Here is a 15,088-nt window from a genome sequence, read left to right on the forward strand (position 1 = left end):
TCACCGGCCGCAGCCGGGGTATGCCCATGCCGGCTGCCCGGGGGTGCACGGAGGCTTCCGCCACTGCGCGTCCAACCCGCTCCGCCGCCGATCACCGCGCCGGCTGGCCGGCTCCGCACAGGGCACCTTCAGCCCGGCCTCTGCCTACCCTGGCCGCTTCGGCGCTCGGCCGCTGATTCCGGTTGGCTCACCTGGCTCCGGACGGCGGGGGGACGGCGCGGCTGGCCGCCCCCGGTCCGCCGCTGCAGCAGGCGCCCTGCCACCCGGAGCACCGCTCCCCCAACCGGCCCGGCCGCGGTGCACGGCCACTCACGCGGCGCCTCGCCCTGCCCCGGTCCGGTCGCGCGCGGCACCGGTCTGCGGGCCCGCGGACACGTCCGCCCGCCCCGGACCGATCTCCACGGCAGCCGCGCGGCTGCGGCAGGCGACCACAGACGCGCCGGGCTCGACGGCCCTCGCACGGCACTGCCGGCCCGGCCGCACACGTCACCCCGGGTCACTTCGGTGCACGAGTGCTCCACCCGGCTCTCCGCTCCCGTCCGCACCAGTGGCGGGCGGGCGTCGGCCTGGGGCGGCGGACGCTTCCCCTGCGCCACCGCCGCCCCTGCCCTCCGTCCGCAGCGGGTGCGGCCGGAGGGCGGGCGGGTGCGGCCGCCACTACGGCTGGTGCCGGCCCGGCGCGAGTTCGCGCAGGTCGATGGAGTGGGCGACCGCGCGCAGGCCGGCGTCGCCCGGGTGGAGGTGGTCGCCGGAGTCATAGGCGGGCAGCAGGCGCGCCGGATCGTCCGGATCGCGAAGTACCTCGTCGAAGTCGAAGACGGCGTCGAACATGCCGCCCTCCTCGGCGCGGATGAAGGCGTTGAGTTCGGTGCGCCGCTCGTCGACCTCTGCCGTGCAGTCGGGGTAGCCGCCGCACGGCGCGACCGTCGCGGCGACCACGCGCAGCCCGTGCGCCCGCGCCCGCTCGGCGATCTCGGTGAGCCCGGCGGCGACGTCGTCGGCGCTGGTGCCCCACCGGACGTCGTTGATGCCCTCGAAGACGACGACGGTCTGCGGGTTGGTCTGGGCGAGCACGTCCCGCTCCAACCGGTGCAGGGCGCTGACGCCGCCGGTGTCGGTGCTCACCCCGTCGCCGTCGTAGCGGTCGCTGGCCACCCGGTTGGCCGAGATGCCGTGGTTGAGGACGCCGTAGCGCGGCACTCGCCGCTGGTCGGTGAGGCGGTCGGTGAGCACGTCCGTCCAGCGCCGGTTGGCGTTCTCGGTGGATCCGACGCCGTCGGTGATGGAGTCGCCCAGCGCCACGACCGAGCCGGTGCCTGCTGCGGTGTCGATGCCGGCGAGGAAGGGCCAGCCGGTGAAGGTGCTGGTGAAGCCGTCCGCGCCGGCCTCGCCGGACAGGTCCCGGCCCGCCTCGCCCGCGTAGGAGGTCCCGGTCGCCGCGGTGTGCACCGGGGCCGCCTCCACGCGCTGCGGCAGGTGGATGCTGACCAGGAGCTCCTGGGCGTCGGGCAGGGCGGTGCCGATGGCGTCGCTGGTGGCGGCACCGCCGGCGGGCAGCTCCACCGACCGCTTGCCGTCGAAGGCGACCGGGAGGGGGGTGCTTTCGGCGGCGGCCCCTTCCCCGCGTGCGGCGACGGTGACCGAGCCGATCTGCACCGGCTCGGCGGCGAACACGTTGTCCAGCCGCAGCCGCGCGTCGGGGCCGCCGGCACCGGTACGCACGGCCAGCCGGATCGTCTGGTCCTCCCACGGGCCCACCGGGGCGTAGCCGGAGGCCGACGCCGACCAGGTACCGGTCCAGTCCTCCTCGACCGGCCGGGGCGCCAGGTCGAAGACGTGCATCCGGCCGCCTTCGGTGCGCGGCAGCTCGATGTGGGACAGGCTGCGGTCCGGATCGGCGGGCACGGTGACCGCGTACAGCCGCACCTGATCGCCCGTGTCCGGCCCGTCGGGGGTGTTGGCGTAGGGCAGGGCGACGGCTTTGGTGGTGAGCGGGCCGCTGCGCCAGTCGGGGGTGGTGGCGGTGAAGGACTCGGCGCGGCCGCTGGTGTAGACGATCCTTCCGGTGCCGACTGCGTCGCCGCCGGTTGCGGCGGCCAGGAAGGTGACGGCCCCGGCGCTGCCGCGGAGCGGCACCCGCTGGCCGTCGGCGACGACGTTGTCGTTCTCGCCGGGACGGGTGCGCGGCAGGCGCAGCTCGGTGCCGTGCAGGGTGACGGAGGCACCGGGCGTCCAGCCGGCGTCGGCGAGGGTGTCGGCGGACAGGCTGGCACCCGAACCGTCGAGGTCGGCCTGCTCCGGCGCAGAGTCGTCGGAGATCCCGGCGTTGTCGTACAGCGGGGCCAGCGGGGAGCGCGGCGCGGTCTCGGCGGCGGCGGGCGGTGCCAGCGGGGCGAGGGTGCCGGCGGCGAGCAGCCCGACGGCAGCGGACCGCAGGGTCCGGGAGAGCCTTCGGCGGAATGGGGACGGCGGTGCAGGGGCGGGTGCGCTGGGGGATGCTGCGGCCATGTGACCGTCCTCTCCGGAAGCGGAGGCAACATTGTCCCCCGCAGGCACCGGCGCAGCCATGGACGCGCGGCGGCGTTCCCGCGAACTCCCGGTGGCGGTGCCCGGCCGGATCCGGCCTGTGCGGATACGCCGGACACACGGGGACTCCGGGGCGGATGGGGCACCGCTGGACAGCGCGGGACAGAGGCGGCGGGCCCGGCCGGGGCCCTCCTGCGGGCGGGCAGCCCCGCCGCAGCGGCCGGGGGCCGGGGTCGGGGCCCGCAATACCCGGGCTGCGGCCGCGGGCATCCGGGAATGCGCTGCGGGGGCGCCGGGGTTGAGCAGTGGGGCGGAGGTTCAGGTGCGCGGTTTCCGCGGCGGGCCTCCGCGCCGGGCAGCCCCGCCGGGACAGCGCCGCCACCCCACCGAGAAAGGTCGCCACTGCCGTGCCAGCGTCCGAATCCACTCCGCTCCCGCTCTCGATCCTCGACCTCGCGCACATCCCCGAGGGCAGCACCGCCGCCGAGAGCCTGGCAGCCAGCCTCGACCTGGCACGCGCCGCGGACCGCCTCGGCTACCAGCGCGTCTGGTACGCGGAGCACCACAACATGCCGACGATCGCCTCCTCGGCGACCAGCGTGCTCATCGCGCACATCGCGGCGAACACGGAGCGGATCCGGCTGGGCGCCGGCGGCGTGATGCTGCCCAACCACGCGCCGCTGACCATCGCCGAGCAGTTCGGCACGCTGGAGACGCTGCATCCGGGCCGGATCGACCTGGGTCTGGGGCGCGCGCCGGGCAGCGACCAGAACACGATGCGCGCGCTGCGCCGCGACCCGTCGTCCGCCGACGCCTTCCCGGACGACGTGCTGGAGCTGCAGGGCTACCTCACCGGCGCGTCCCGCATCCCGGGCGTGCAGGCGACGCCGGGCGCCGGCACCGACGTGCCGCTCTACATCCTCGGCTCGTCGCTGTTCGGCGCGAAGCTCGCCGCGATGCTGGGGCTGCCGTACTCGTTCGCGTCGCACTTCGCCCCGGCCGCGCTGGAAGAGGCGGTGGAGCTGTACCGGCGCGAGTTCTCCCCCTCGGAGCAGCTGTCCGAGCCCTACGTGATCGCCGGGGTGAACGCCACGGCCGCCGACACCGACGCCGAGGCCGAGGAAGAGGCCCTCAAGGCGCGCCGGCGGATGGCCCAGCAGCTCCTGGGCCGCGGCCGCACCCTGACGGCGGAGGAAGCCGACGCTGCCCTCGCGTCGCCGGCCGGCCAGCACATCGAGTCCATGGCCACCTACTCCGCCGTGGGCGCCCCGGCGAAGGCCGGCGCCTACCTCCGCGAGTTCGCCAAGCACGCCCGGGCCGACGAGCTGATCATCGCCTTCCAAGCCGGCTCCGCCGCCGCCCGCATCCGCTCCGCCGAACTCGTCTCCGCTGAAATGGGCCTCACCGGCTGACCACCCGGGGCCGGGCCCACGCCGCCCGGCCCCGGCCGCCGGACGGCCGAGTGGGCGCCGGCGCCTCGGCTGCCGGCCGCGCCGGGGCTGCCGGGCCGGTTCGCAGAGCCGGGCCGCCGGGGAATCCCCGCTCGCCCGGCCGCAACGGAGGTGGTGCGGCCCCTTCCTCCGTGGTCCGGCACGCCGTGGAGCAGTCGCCCGCGCCCTCAGCAGTCGGCCCGCGAAAGCACCCGCCGCCCAGAGCGCAGTCCGGCGGCGCACGGCGCCCGTCATCGGCCCTGCGGCTTCGCCGCGGCCGCCCCGAGCCGCCGTCGGGTCCGGCGGCGCCGGCCGGCCCGGCTCCAGAACCGATCGATGACCTGCCGGCCCACGCGCCGGGAGGCAGAGATCCCGCACCATTCCGGCCGGGTCGCCGCGGAACCACTCGGTCCTGTGGACGGTGCGTGGCCGCTCACCACCGCGGACCCTGCACACCCGAAGGCCGCAGCATGCGCGGCCGCAGGGCACATCGCCGGCCCCGAGAGGGTCCTGCGCCTCGGCCGCGCTCCCCTGCTCCGGGTCGCCGCCGCTGCTGCCGGCTCCGGCAGCGACGCGCGGTCCGAGGCGGACGCGCCGGCCGGTTCCACTGCCGGCACCGCTAGCATCTCACCGCGGTGCGGAGGCGCCGTGCGCGAGCGGCGGCATCCGGAGCCGGACACGACCGCTGCGCGCCGCAGCGGAAGCACCACCGTGTCGCCAGCCGTCCCCGGCGCGCAGGATCGCGGTCGGGGGCGCGTGCCCCTGATGTCTGAGGGCCGTCCGGGCCGCGCCGCTGCGGCGGCCGGCTACTGGGGGCCGCGCCGACTGCCGAGCGCGGCGGTCCTGAGGGGAACCGCCGGGCGCGGCAGTCGTCGGCGGTCAGCGGGAGAGGCTCCAGCCGTAGCGGTCGCGGAGCACTGCGGCGACCTGGGCGAAGCGGGGGCCGTCGAGGACCGAGCCCTCGCGGCGGATGTCGGTCTCACCGAGTTCGAAGAGGCGGTCGAGGCAGAGGTAGGAGGTGCGGCCGGAGGAGTCCCACGGGCCGCTGCCCAGCTCGTGCCAGTCGTGCACCTCCCAGTCGTCGGGCTCCTGGGTGGATAGCATGAGGCCGTGCAGGTCCTCGCCCTTGCGGCCGACGACCAGCAGCGGGCGGTCCTTGCCGCGGCCGTCGTTCTCCTCGTAGGGCACCCAGGTCCACACGACCTCGCCGGCGTCCGCGCGGCCGTCGGGGTCGGGGGCGTACTCGATCAGCGTCGCGCACGACCGGGTCGGTACTTCGCGCACCGCACCGCGGTGGGGGTGGTCTGCGTAGCCCGGGTCGCCGGAGTCGGGCCGGGACGCGGAACGCAGCGATTCAGAGGGCAGTGATCCGGAAGGCATAGGGGGTTTCTACCGCATCCGGGCGACAGCCGCCGCGCTGGATCGGCTGTGCCCGGCCACCGCGGAGCCCTGGGCCCGACCGCGCCCATCGGCGCGGCATCGCGCGGTGGCGGCCGAGCAGCGCCGCGGGCGCCTGACTGGGCGCACGCCGGTGCACGGGGTCCGGCCGCGGTACCGGCACCTGCGCCGGGGGCACAGCGGTTGCGGCCGCGCACCGAGACGGTGGAAGGCCCATCACGGGCGCCGCCGCCGCTGACGCCGGCGGGCACAGGGCGCGCGTTCCGTCGTCCACTTCCCGACTCCTCCTCCCAGCGCCGAGGGCGCTGCGCGGGCGCCTGCTCGCCGGCCCCTCTGCGGGCTCCCTCCGAAGCGGGGACGCGGCGCCGCCGGTGCGTGCCGGAGGCCGGCCTCCGGCGTCCGCCCTCCGGTCGCGGACGGCTGCCGCAGGGCCGATCCGAAATCGGCCGCAGAAGTACCGCGATCGGCGGAACCGCAGCGCGCGGCGCAGCGTCGGATGCCGCATGCCCAACCAGATCGAGCGCCTTGAGTCGGCGGTCGCCGGCACGCTCGCCCGCAATGACTTCTTCTTCGACGAGGACAAGGGCACCGTGAAGGTGCCGGTGCTGCTGAGCGCCTGGTCGGCCTCGTCCATGCTGGCCCTGCTGGCCGGGCTGGCCCTGCTCATCACCGCCGGCTGCCTGGCGGTCTTCGCGGGCGCCCTGCCGGCGCTGCTCTGCGCGGCGGCCGCGGTGGCGTCGCTGACCCTGTTCGGCTGGGCGCAGAGCCGCTCCGGGTTCGAGGTGCGCATCCTGGAGCAGGCTGTGGTCTACAAGCGCCACCGGATCCCGTTCAGTGAAGTGCGCCCGGAGTTCCTGGTGCTGGAGCCCGGCGCAGAACTGCGGCTCATGTTCCGTGCGCCCGGGATGGCGGTGCGGCTGGCCGAGTTCCGGCCGCGCGAGGAGGCGCAGGCGCACGAGTTCCGCAACCGGCTGTGGGAGGTGTTCTCCCGGCCGGACCTGCGCGCCGCCGGAACCTACGGCAGCAGCGGGATCACCCCGGTGCAGCGGTGGCTGCTCGGCGTGTCCGCGATGTTCATGGAGACGCAGGGCTTCCCCGTCGACCGGGTGGGCGCCTCCTCCAGCTCGCTCGTCTCGTCCCATCAGCGCAAGCAGCTGGCGGCGATGCTCGAGCAGTCGTGGGGGGTGCGGGACCGGGACGGGCTGCTCCGCGCCGCGCAGAACCTGCTGCTGGCCGGGCACCGCGAGGACTTCGCCCTCAGCGCCGCCGTCGCCGGGCGGCACCCGCAGGAGGTGGCGGAGTACCTGCACCTGCTGTCCGAGGCCGACAGGGAGATCGCGGCCGGCGGCGGGGGCCTCGCGTCGCCGCGGGTCGGCGCCGCGGTGCAGCGGCTGCTCGCGCTGCGCGCGGTGCAGGGCGCGGACCCGGACGCCGGCTTCACCGGGTCGCTGCTGTCCGACCGCGACTTCGCCGCGGAGGAGGACTACCGCGTGCGCACGCTCCAGGGCATCCCGCCGGCGCAGGCCCTCGAGATGTTCAGCGGCTGGGACTACGTCCGGGCGGGGGCCCTCTACCGGTGGGGCTTCATGCTGGGCATGCTCTCCGAAGACGAGTGCTGGACCGCGACCCTGCCGGTCGCCCAAGAGCTGCAGAAGCGGTACCGGTCGTGGCCGGAGATGGGCCGCCGCTACCTGGAGGGCCGGATGCTGTGGTCGGTCGTCACCGCCAGCGAGAGCCAGGACGCATTCGAGAAGACCTTTAACCACCTCACCACCGACCAGCGCAGCCCGTGGCTCCTCGCCGACTGGCACCTGCCCCTCCGCCGCGACTGGCACTGACCGCTGCCCGCGCCGCCGCACTCCGGCCGCTGCCAGCACAGGCCGTCGCGCCAGGACACCGGGCCGTACTCGCCGCCGCAGCGGCAGCGCGCGCGGCCGGCCAGCGTCGCGCGTGCACCGCAGTCACGGCGTGCGGGCCCCGGGGCCGCGAAGGGCGTACAGGTGGCGCACGGCGCCGATCTCGGCAGTGTTCTTGGTGAACTCGACCGGCACCCAGGCCGCGACCTGCCCCAGCGTCAGCCCCATCCCGGCGAACAGCGGAAGCTCGGCGGTCCGCTCGCCGGAGTCCAGCGCGCCCTCACCCGCCTCCCGCAGCGCGCGGTCCCAGCGCTCGTGCAGCGCGCGCACCCGGTCGATGGCGTCCGCGGCCGAACCGGGCCAGCGGATCTCCGCCCGGTCGGGTGCCCCGTCCCCGAAGCAGTGCTCCAGCACCGTGGTCCACCAGTAGTCGATGTGCCACAGCGTCCAGGCGATCGTCGTGGCAGGCACCGGATCGGGCTCGGGCACCTGCCAGTCGGCCGCCCACCGCCCGCCGTCCCCGCGGCGCACGGTCCACGCCGGCTGCGCGGGCTCCCACAGCGCCTCGCCATCCCCCAGCCCGGCCGCATGGTGCTCGAACAGCGCACCGGCGATCCCCGTCTGCCCCGCCAGCATCTCGATCCTCATGGCCCCATCTTGGCCACCACAGCGGCCCCGCACCACCGCATTTCCAGTGCGCTGGCACGGGGCGGCCTGCCGTCAATTTCCGATGACGAGGGTGGCAACGGCAGCAGCTCCCGACACCACGGTTGCTGCTTCAGCGCACAGCGCCAGCGTGCCCTGCCAGAAAGCCGAGGTCTGGCTCAGGGCTTTCCGCACCCCTCCAACGCCGCTCGACGAGGCGAACTTCTTCCACTTGTGGGATTGCAGGTGACATCCCTTCACTACACCCGAGGCATTGTTGCGGCAAAGCCCTTCACCCCGGTTCTTCGCTCCGCAGGGAATCGGCACAAAGAGGGTGAAATACACGAGAGCAATGAACGAAAGAACCGCCACAGACAGTGGGCTTGCTCCGGGATTGAACCACAGCAGGACAATTCCGACGAGAACGACGTATCCCCAGTACCGCCAGGGGCGGCTCACTCTGCGCTTCGCCATGGACACCATGCTCGCCGCAGCCCCAAGCAAAGGGGAAGAGCGCCCACCGTCCGGGGTCGGCCAGAATTCAATGGAATAGACTTTCCTTCGACCGGGAAGGCGTATTCGGAACATCCACCCCGGAGGAATCGGCGCAACCTTGTCCCACTGCCCGACGCTGCACAGAATTCGCCACCCTGCCAGAAGGGCTGCGCACCTCACCGCCCTTCGGGGCGCCCTCGCAATTTCGCGACACGGCCTCACTCCGCAACCGCAAATCCGGAGAAGAACCGCACGTGCACGGATTGCCGGAATTTCCCGACCGGCCGTCCTGCCTCTGCTGCTCTGTCCACGGGCCTTGCGGATTCCCTGGCCGGGGACAGCACGGGGTGCTAGTGTCGCGGGCTCCGGCTCCCCTCCGTGAGCCGTCGGGCCGTCCCCCAGCTCCGCGGCGGGTTCACCGTGCGGAGTGCGCCCCCGGTCTCCGGACCGTGACCGCAGTGTGGACGCAGACGAGGAGAGCGAGCAGATGGCCGCCTCGGGATTCGACTCCCGCAGCTACTGGGACAAGCGACTCAAGCGCAACTGGACCCTGCACGGTGTGGGGATGCTCCGGCTGGCGCACAACTACAACATCTGGCTGTACCGGGTGCGCGACCGCGTCTTCCGCCGAACGGTCCGCGCCGCCCGGATCGACGTGCCGCGCTCCGACGTGCTCGACATCGGCCCCGGAACCGGCTTCTACGTCGAGCGGTGGCGGGGGATGGGGGCGCGCAGCGTGAGCGGCGTCGACATCGCCGACAGCGCGGTGGCCCAGCTCCGCGAGAAGTTCCCCGACGTCACCTTCGAGCGCGCCGACATCTCCGACGGGGCGCCCTTCGCCGACGGCGCGTTCGGCGCGGTGTCAGCCTTCGACGTGCTCTTCCATATCGTCGACGACGACCGGTACGAGGCGGCGCTGGCCGAGGTCGCCCGCGTCCTCGCGCCGGACGGCCGGTTCGTGTTCTCGGAGAACTTCGTGCCCGAGCGGCGCGTCGGCCGCAAGCACTACCTCAGCCGCTCCCGCGAGGAGATCGAGGCGCTGCTGCACCGCGCCGGGCTGGAGATCGTGCGGCGCAAGCCGATGTTCGTGCTCATGTCGCCGCCGGTCGCCTCCTCCAGCAAGTTCCTGTGGGGGCTGTGGTCCAAGTGGGTCCAGCCGCAGGCCAAGCGGGAGCTGCGGGGCAAGTGGGTCGGCGCCGCGCAGTACCCGTTCGAGCTGGTGCTCACCACCGTGCTGCGCAAGAGCCCGGTCATGGAGATCGTGGTCTGCCGCAAGCGCGCCGACGCCTGACGGCGCCGGGTGCCGCGGCAGGCCGGGCCGGCGGGCCCGGCCTGCGGGGCGGCCTCCGGCGTCAGAGCGGGTAGAGCAGCGGGTTGGCGGGGCCGTCCGGGACGGTTCCGGGCTCGGTACCGGGCATGAGGATGTCGCGCTGCGCGCGCTCGTGCTCGGCGATGGCGTCGGCGACCTTCAGGTCGGCATCCAGGAAGACGACGGTCTGCACGCGGCGCGGCACGTCCGACTCGTTGGGGCCGGCCCGGTGGAACGTCCAGCCCAGGTGGAAGCTGACGTCGCCGAGCGCGTAGGGCTCCTGCACGGTGGGCAGGCCGGCCCGCTCCAGGTCTTCGGAGAGCGCGCGCTCGGAGTCCTCACTGATCGGCAGGTCGCGGCCGAACGCGCGGGTGTGGCTGCCGCGGGCGAACGACAGCGGCCCCATCTCCAGCGGCGTGTCCTGCAGCGGGATCCATGCGGTGCAGACGCCGTCGCCGGCCAGCGGCCAGTAGTACTGGTCGGCGTGCCAGGGCGTGATGGCGCCGCCGGGCGGCTTGTAGAGCGCCTGGTCGAAGTAGAGGCGCACGGCCGAGCTGCCCATCAGCTCGGCGGCGATGCGCGCCAGCCGCTGGGAGAAGACCAGGTCGCGGGCGCCCTGGCTGAACCGCCAGACGTTGCCCACCTGGATGAAGGCGCGCTGCAGCGTGTCCCGCGCCGCAGGATCGGCGGTGCGCGGGTCGCGGCTGAGCACCGCATCGGTGATGTCGCCTTCGACGGCCGCAAGGTCGGCCGGGTCGAGGGCGCCGCGCACGTGCGCGAACCCGTCGCGGGCGAAGGCCTCGGGCGCCCCGTCCGGCAGCGGGTGGGCCGTGTGCAGCCCCTCGGAGAGGGTCGGAGTCATGGCTGTTCGCCCCCTTCGGGATGCGGTGCCGCGGTGCACCGCGCATCCGACGGTAACCGCGGTGCGCCCGTGCGGCCAGCCCCTCCCGCGGCGCGCCCGTCCGCCGCCGCACAGCCGGCGCACGGGGTCCGCCGCTGGCCCGGGGGCCGCCGCGGCCGCCGGCGACACACCCCGGAGTGCCCGCGCGGACCCTTGTCGGTGCGCGGGGCGGGTGTCAGGATGTGACTCCGTTCACTGGCGGCGCCGCCCGCGGGGCCGCGCCCGCCCGAGGAGGGAGCCCGGATGGTGCGCAGAACCGCCGCGCTGGGCGCCGGCGCCGTCGTCCTCACCGTCGTCTCCGCCTGCTCGGCGCTGACCCCGGGCTCCGACGGGGGCGCAGGCCCCGACCCCGACCGCGCGGTCTCCACCGAGCTCCCCGACGAGGAGGCCACGCTGCGGCTGGCGTTCACCGACGCCCCGGAGATGCACGAGGCGCTGGCCGCGGCGTTCGAGGAGCAGCACCCCCAGGTCGATGTGGTGCCGGAGTACACCGAGTTCACCGACTACATCGCCAACATCAAGCTGACGATGACCTCGGACGACCCGCCCGACCTGGCGCAGTGGTCGGTGCAGTCCAAGGACCTGATCGCCTCCGGGCACCTCGCCGACCTCGACCCCTACGCCGAGGCCTACGGGTGGAACGAGTCCTTCCCGGCGAGCACGCTGGAGCCGATGACGCTCACCGAGGACGGGAAGAAGCACGGCACCGGCTACCTGTACGCGGTCCCCTCCGGCATGTCGCTGTCCGGCATCTTCTACAACTCCGAGCTCGCCGAGGAGGCGGGGATCGACGGGCCGCCGGAGACGCTGGAGGAGTTCGAGCAGGCCCTGGCGAAGGCGAAGGACGCCGGTCTGGGACCGCTGCACGTCGGCGCGCTTGACTCCGGCGGCATCCACCTCTGGACCGAGCTGCTCAACGCGACACTGCCGCCCGGCTCCTACCAGGCGTGGGCCAACGGCGAGGAGGGCGCCGAGATCACTGGCGCCGAGGCGCAGGCCGCCACCGAGAAGCTCGTCGAGTGGACCGAGGCCGGCTACATCAACGATTCCGCCAACGGCCTGGGCCAGGCCGACTCCACCGCGGAGTTCGCGGCCGGCGAGAGCGTGTTCCTGATCAACGGCAACTGGGCGGCCGAGGCGGTGGACGCGGAGCTCGGCGAGGATGCCGGCTTCTTCACGATGCCGCCCGCCGAGGAGGGCCGCGCGCCCGCTGCCTCCGGATCGAGCGTGGCCTACAGCGTCTCCTCGCAGAGCGCGAACCCGGACGCGGCCGCCGCCTTCCTCGACTTCCTCTCCACCCCGGAGGCGGCCGAGATCGTCGCCCAGGGCGGGTTCGAGCCGCCCGACGCCGAGCTCGGTCCCGACCCGTCCGGAGTCCGCGCCGACATCCACGACGGCTATGCCTCCGTGATCGACTCCGAGCAGCTGCACCTCTACCCCGACTCCTCCTCCCCCTCGGCCTACAACGCCATGGTCTCGGGGGTGCAGGGGCTGTTCTCCGGTGAAACGGAGCCTGCCGCCTTCCTCGAAGACGTGCAGGAGGTCCGCGACGAGTACCAGGCCGACTGACGCCCGTCCCGCGCGGCGGCGGCCGGGCGGGGTGCGCGGCTACCTCTATGTCCTGCCGGCGCTGGCGTTCTATCTCGCGTTCGCCGTGCTGCCGATGCTGCACACCGTCTACCTGTCGCTGTTCGACTGGGACGGCATCACGCTCGCCTCGTGGGCGGGGCTGGACAACTACGCCGAGGTGCTTTCCGACCCGCAGCTGCGCGGCTCGGTGGCCAACGCGCTCGTCCTCGTCGTGTTCTTCTCCTGGATCCCGATCGCGATCGGGCTCGCCGCGACGGCGCTGCTCGCCCGGCACAAGCGGCGCGGCACCGGGTTCTTCCGGCTGGTGCTGTTCCTGCCGCAGGTGGTGCCGCTGGTCGCGGTCGGCCTGACCTGGCGGTGGATGTACGCCGAGCGCGGCGCCGTCAACGAGGGACTGCGCGCTATCGGGCTGGACTCCGCGGCGCAGGCGTGGCTGGGCAACCCCGCGACGGCGCTGATCGCGGTCGGCCTGGTCGGCACGTGGGCGATGAGCGGGCTGTGCATGATCTTGTTCCTCACCGGTGCGCGCCGCGTCGACCCGCACCTGTACGAGGCGGCGCGGCTGGACGGCGCCGGGCCGCTGCGCGAGTTCTTCGCGGTGACACTGCCGGCGCTGCGCGGCGAGCTCGCGGTGGCGCTGACGGTGACCACCGTCGCGGCGCTGGCCAGCTTCGACATCGTCTACGTGACGACCGACGGCGGCCCCGCGGGCCGCACCGCGGTGCCGGGCCTGCTGGTGTACCGGCTGGCGTTCACCGAGTACGAGGTGGGGCTGGCGGCGGCGCTGGCCACGGTGCTGGCGGCGATGGTGCTGGTCATCGTGTTCGCGATCGCCCGGTTGGTGAGGCCGTCATGAACGTCGTGTCCCGCACCGAGCGCTACACCGGCCTGGCGCTGCTGCTGGCCATGGTGGCCGTCGTCGCGGTGCCGTTCCTGAGCGTGCTGCTGGCGTCGTTCCACCCGCCGGGCACCGCGGTGGCGGGGCTGTCCTGGCCGGCGGAGTGGACGCTGGAGAACTACCGCCAGGCGTGGACGGTGGCGGGCTTCTCGGTGCTGCTGCGCAACAGCCTCGCGGTGGCGGCGGTGGTGGTCCCGCTGTCGGTGGTGCTGGCGACACTGGCCGGGTACGCGCTGGGCACGATGGACCTGCGCGGCGGCAACGCGGTGCTGCTGTTCTTCGTCGGCGGGCTCACCATCCCGGTGGAGTTCGTCGTCATCCCGCTCTACTTCGACCTGCGCGGCATCGGGCTGGGCGGCTCGCTGGTGGGCGTGATGCTGGCCGAGATCGCGCTGTTCATGCCGTTCAGCGTGTACTGGATGCGCAACCACTTCCGCTCGATGCCGCGCGAGCTGATCGAGGCGGCGCGCGTCGACGGCGCGTCCAACCGCACCGTGCTCACCCGCATCATGCTGCCGCTGGCGCGGCCGTCGCTGATGACGTTGTCGGTGCTGGTGTTCATGTGGTCGTGGAACCAGTTCCTGCTGGTGCTGATCCTGATCCAGCACCCCGGGTCGCGGACGGCGCCGGCCGGGCTGGGCTTCTTCGCCGGCCAGCACGGGCTGGACATCCCGGCGCTGTCGGCGGCGACCGTCATCGTGATCTTCCCGATCGTGCTGGCCTACCTGTTCTTCCAGCGCAGCTTCGCCGCCGGCCTGCTCCAGGGCGGCCTGCGGGGATGACCGGGCGCGGCGGCGCAACCGGACCGTCGGGGCCTGCCGCGGAGTGCGCGGCACGGGACCTGATCGCCCGCGTCGCGCCGGCGGCGGCCGCTGCGGCCGACGTCGCGATCGGCCCGGTCCGCGGCGACGGCGGGCGGCCCGCGTTCACGGTGGCGGCCGACGGCGGCCGGCTCCGGATCCGGGCGACGAGCGGCGGAGCTGCCGCGTCGGCACTGCGCCGCTATGCCGCCCGGGCCTGCGGAGTCGCGCTGCCCGCCGAGGGGGGAAGCCCGGTGGACCTGCCCGATCCGCTGCCCGGGCTGGCCGAGGAGCGGGTGGTCGCGCCCTGGCGCCGGCGCTACCGGATCAACCCCTGCGCCTACGGCTACTCGGCCGCGTTCTGGGACTGGCCGCGCTGGGAGCGCGAGATCGACCGGATGGCGCTGTGCGGGACCGACCTGGCGCTGTGCGCCGCCGGGTGGGCGGCGGCGTGGGTGGCGGTGCTGGAGCGGTCCGGCCTGTCCGGCGAGCGGGCGCGCGCACACGTGGGCGGCACGGCGTTCTGGCCGTGGGCCTGGCTGGGCTGCGTGCACGGGCACGGCGCGGCACCGTCGCGCGCGCTGCTGGCGGAGCGCGCACAGCTGGGCGCCCGCGTCGCCGGCCGGATGCGCGCACTCGGCATCGAGCCGGTCGTACCGGGGTTCGCCGGACACGTCCCGGCCGAACTCGCCGGCGACGACTCCGGTCGGGTCGGATGGATGGGGTTCGCCAACCGCGTCCTGCACCCGGGCGATGCGCGCTTCCGCTCCCTGGGCCTGGCCCTGCTGCGTGAGCAGGAGCGCCAGCTCGGCCCGGTGGACCATGTCGCCGCGGACCCGTTCGTCGAAGGGGTGCCCGACGGCGTCGAGCCGGCCGAAACGGCCCGCGCGGTCGCCGGCACCCTCGCCGCGCACCGCGGCGGTGCGGTGTGGGTCCTGCAGTCCTGGCCGTTCACCTACCGCCCGGACTACTGGACCCCGGCGCGCACCGGGGAGTTCCTGCGCGCGGTGCCCCGCGGCCGCCTCCTCGTGCTCGACCTGCACGCCGAGCACACCTCTGCGGCGGCCCGCACCGGCGCCTTCGCCGGACATCCGTGGGTCTGGTGCGCCCTGCACGACTTCGGCGGGCGGCCCGGAATGCACGGCGCGCTTCCCGCGATCGCGGCGGGGGCGGCCGGCAGCGCAGCGCCGCCGCGTGCCGCCGGGGCCGCGGGCGGGACCGGCGCTGCGACGGGGCCCGG

12 protein-coding genes are annotated in these 15,088 nt (G+C 74.5%); 7 read left to right on the forward strand and 5 right to left on the reverse strand.

The annotated features are described in order from the left end of the window. Nucleotides 1-657: 657 nt before the first annotated feature. Complete coding sequence (locus tag ACYVGT_RS16970; protein ID WP_460859378.1) at nucleotides 658-2,508, reverse strand: GDSL-type esterase/lipase family protein; 1,851 nt, start codon at nucleotides 2,506-2,508, stop codon at nucleotides 658-660. 425 nt (nucleotides 2,509-2,933) lie between these two features. Here ACYVGT_RS16970 and ACYVGT_RS16975 point away from each other — a divergent pair, with 425 nt between their 5' ends. Then, complete coding sequence (locus ACYVGT_RS16975) at nucleotides 2,934-3,938, forward strand: LLM class flavin-dependent oxidoreductase (RefSeq protein ID WP_460859379.1); 1,005 nt, start codon at nucleotides 2,934-2,936, stop codon at nucleotides 3,936-3,938. An 897-nt stretch (nucleotides 3,939-4,835) separates the two neighbouring features. Here ACYVGT_RS16975 and ACYVGT_RS16980 read toward each other — a convergent pair. Continuing rightward, on the reverse strand, nucleotides 4,836-5,336 hold the full coding sequence (locus ACYVGT_RS16980; RefSeq protein ID WP_460859382.1) for a type II toxin-antitoxin system PemK/MazF family toxin: 501 nt from the start codon (nucleotides 5,334-5,336) through the stop codon (nucleotides 4,836-4,838). 521 nt (nucleotides 5,337-5,857) lie between these two features. Here ACYVGT_RS16980 and ACYVGT_RS16985 point away from each other — a divergent pair. Further along, entirely contained in the window at nucleotides 5,858-7,192 is a 1,335-nt protein-coding gene (locus ACYVGT_RS16985; protein ID WP_460859386.1) for a DUF1266 domain-containing protein, read from the forward strand. 123 nt (nucleotides 7,193-7,315) lie between these two features. Here ACYVGT_RS16985 and ACYVGT_RS16990 read toward each other — a convergent pair whose 3' ends face one another. Further along, entirely contained in the window at nucleotides 7,316-7,858 is a 543-nt protein-coding gene (locus tag ACYVGT_RS16990; RefSeq protein ID WP_460859389.1) for a DinB family protein, read from the reverse strand. Nucleotides 7,859-7,930: 72 nt separating this feature from the next. Beyond that, nucleotides 7,931-8,329 carry a hypothetical protein gene (locus tag ACYVGT_RS16995; RefSeq protein ID WP_460859391.1) on the reverse strand — a complete coding sequence of 133 codons (399 nt, stop codon included), beginning with the start codon at nucleotides 8,327-8,329 and terminating at the stop codon, nucleotides 7,931-7,933. 481 nt (nucleotides 8,330-8,810) lie between these two features. Between ACYVGT_RS16995 and ACYVGT_RS17000 the strand changes: the two genes are divergently transcribed. Beyond that, nucleotides 8,811-9,641 carry a class I SAM-dependent methyltransferase gene (locus ACYVGT_RS17000; RefSeq protein WP_460859393.1) on the forward strand — a complete coding sequence of 277 codons (831 nt, stop codon included), beginning with the start codon at nucleotides 8,811-8,813 and terminating at the stop codon, nucleotides 9,639-9,641. 61 nt (nucleotides 9,642-9,702) lie between these two features. Here ACYVGT_RS17000 and ACYVGT_RS17005 read toward each other — a convergent pair whose 3' ends face one another. After that, on the reverse strand, nucleotides 9,703-10,521 hold the full coding sequence (locus ACYVGT_RS17005; RefSeq protein ID WP_460859396.1) for a phytanoyl-CoA dioxygenase family protein: 819 nt from the start codon (nucleotides 10,519-10,521) through the stop codon (nucleotides 9,703-9,705). Between the two features lie 282 nt (nucleotides 10,522-10,803). On the opposite strand from ACYVGT_RS17005, the gene ACYVGT_RS17010 reads away from it, so the two are divergent. From ACYVGT_RS17010 to ACYVGT_RS17025, 4 genes are all read left to right on the forward strand, one after another. After that, complete coding sequence (locus ACYVGT_RS17010; RefSeq protein WP_460859398.1) at nucleotides 10,804-12,129, forward strand: ABC transporter substrate-binding protein; 1,326 nt, start codon at nucleotides 10,804-10,806, stop codon at nucleotides 12,127-12,129. A gap of 31 nt (nucleotides 12,130-12,160) precedes the next feature. Further along, on the forward strand, nucleotides 12,161-13,006 hold the full coding sequence (locus ACYVGT_RS17015; protein WP_460859402.1) for a carbohydrate ABC transporter permease: 846 nt from the start codon (nucleotides 12,161-12,163) through the stop codon (nucleotides 13,004-13,006). Continuing rightward, nucleotides 13,003-13,830: a carbohydrate ABC transporter permease gene (locus tag ACYVGT_RS17020; RefSeq protein ID WP_460859405.1), complete on the forward strand. Its 828-nt coding sequence runs from the start codon at nucleotides 13,003-13,005 to the stop codon at nucleotides 13,828-13,830. Before ACYVGT_RS17015 ends, ACYVGT_RS17020 begins: the two co-directional genes overlap by 4 nt. Then, the coding region (locus ACYVGT_RS17025) for an alpha-N-acetylglucosaminidase TIM-barrel domain-containing protein (RefSeq protein WP_460859408.1) at nucleotides 13,827-15,088 on the forward strand (1,262 nt) is incomplete at its 3' end. The genes ACYVGT_RS17020 and ACYVGT_RS17025, both read left to right, overlap by 4 nt.

It is taken from the genome of Nocardiopsis coralliicola (assembly GCF_054779695.1).

What these genes read in the sequence shown, in the direction of transcription:
- ACYVGT_RS17010 (WP_460859398.1), top strand. Translation starts at nt 10,804, where the DNA reads ATGGTGCGCAGAACCGCCGCGCTGGGCGCCGGCGCCGTCGTCCTCACC.
- ACYVGT_RS16985 (WP_460859386.1), top strand. Translation starts at nt 5,858, where the DNA reads ATGCCCAACCAGATCGAGCGCCTTGAGTCGGCGGTCGCCGGCACGCTC.
- ACYVGT_RS16995 (WP_460859391.1), bottom strand. Translation starts at nt 8,329, where the DNA reads ATGGCGAAGCGCAGAGTGAGCCGCCCCTGGCGGTACTGGGGATACGTC.
- ACYVGT_RS16990 (WP_460859389.1), bottom strand. Translation starts at nt 7,858, where the DNA reads ATGAGGATCGAGATGCTGGCGGGGCAGACGGGGATCGCCGGTGCGCTG.
- ACYVGT_RS17005 (WP_460859396.1), bottom strand. Translation starts at nt 10,521, where the DNA reads ATGACTCCGACCCTCTCCGAGGGGCTGCACACGGCCCACCCGCTGCCG.
- ACYVGT_RS16980 (WP_460859382.1), bottom strand. Translation starts at nt 5,336, where the DNA reads ATGCCTTCCGGATCACTGCCCTCTGAATCGCTGCGTTCCGCGTCCCGG.
- ACYVGT_RS16970 (WP_460859378.1), bottom strand. Translation starts at nt 2,508, where the DNA reads ATGGCCGCAGCATCCCCCAGCGCACCCGCCCCTGCACCGCCGTCCCCA.
- ACYVGT_RS17020 (WP_460859405.1), top strand. Translation starts at nt 13,003, where the DNA reads ATGAACGTCGTGTCCCGCACCGAGCGCTACACCGGCCTGGCGCTGCTG.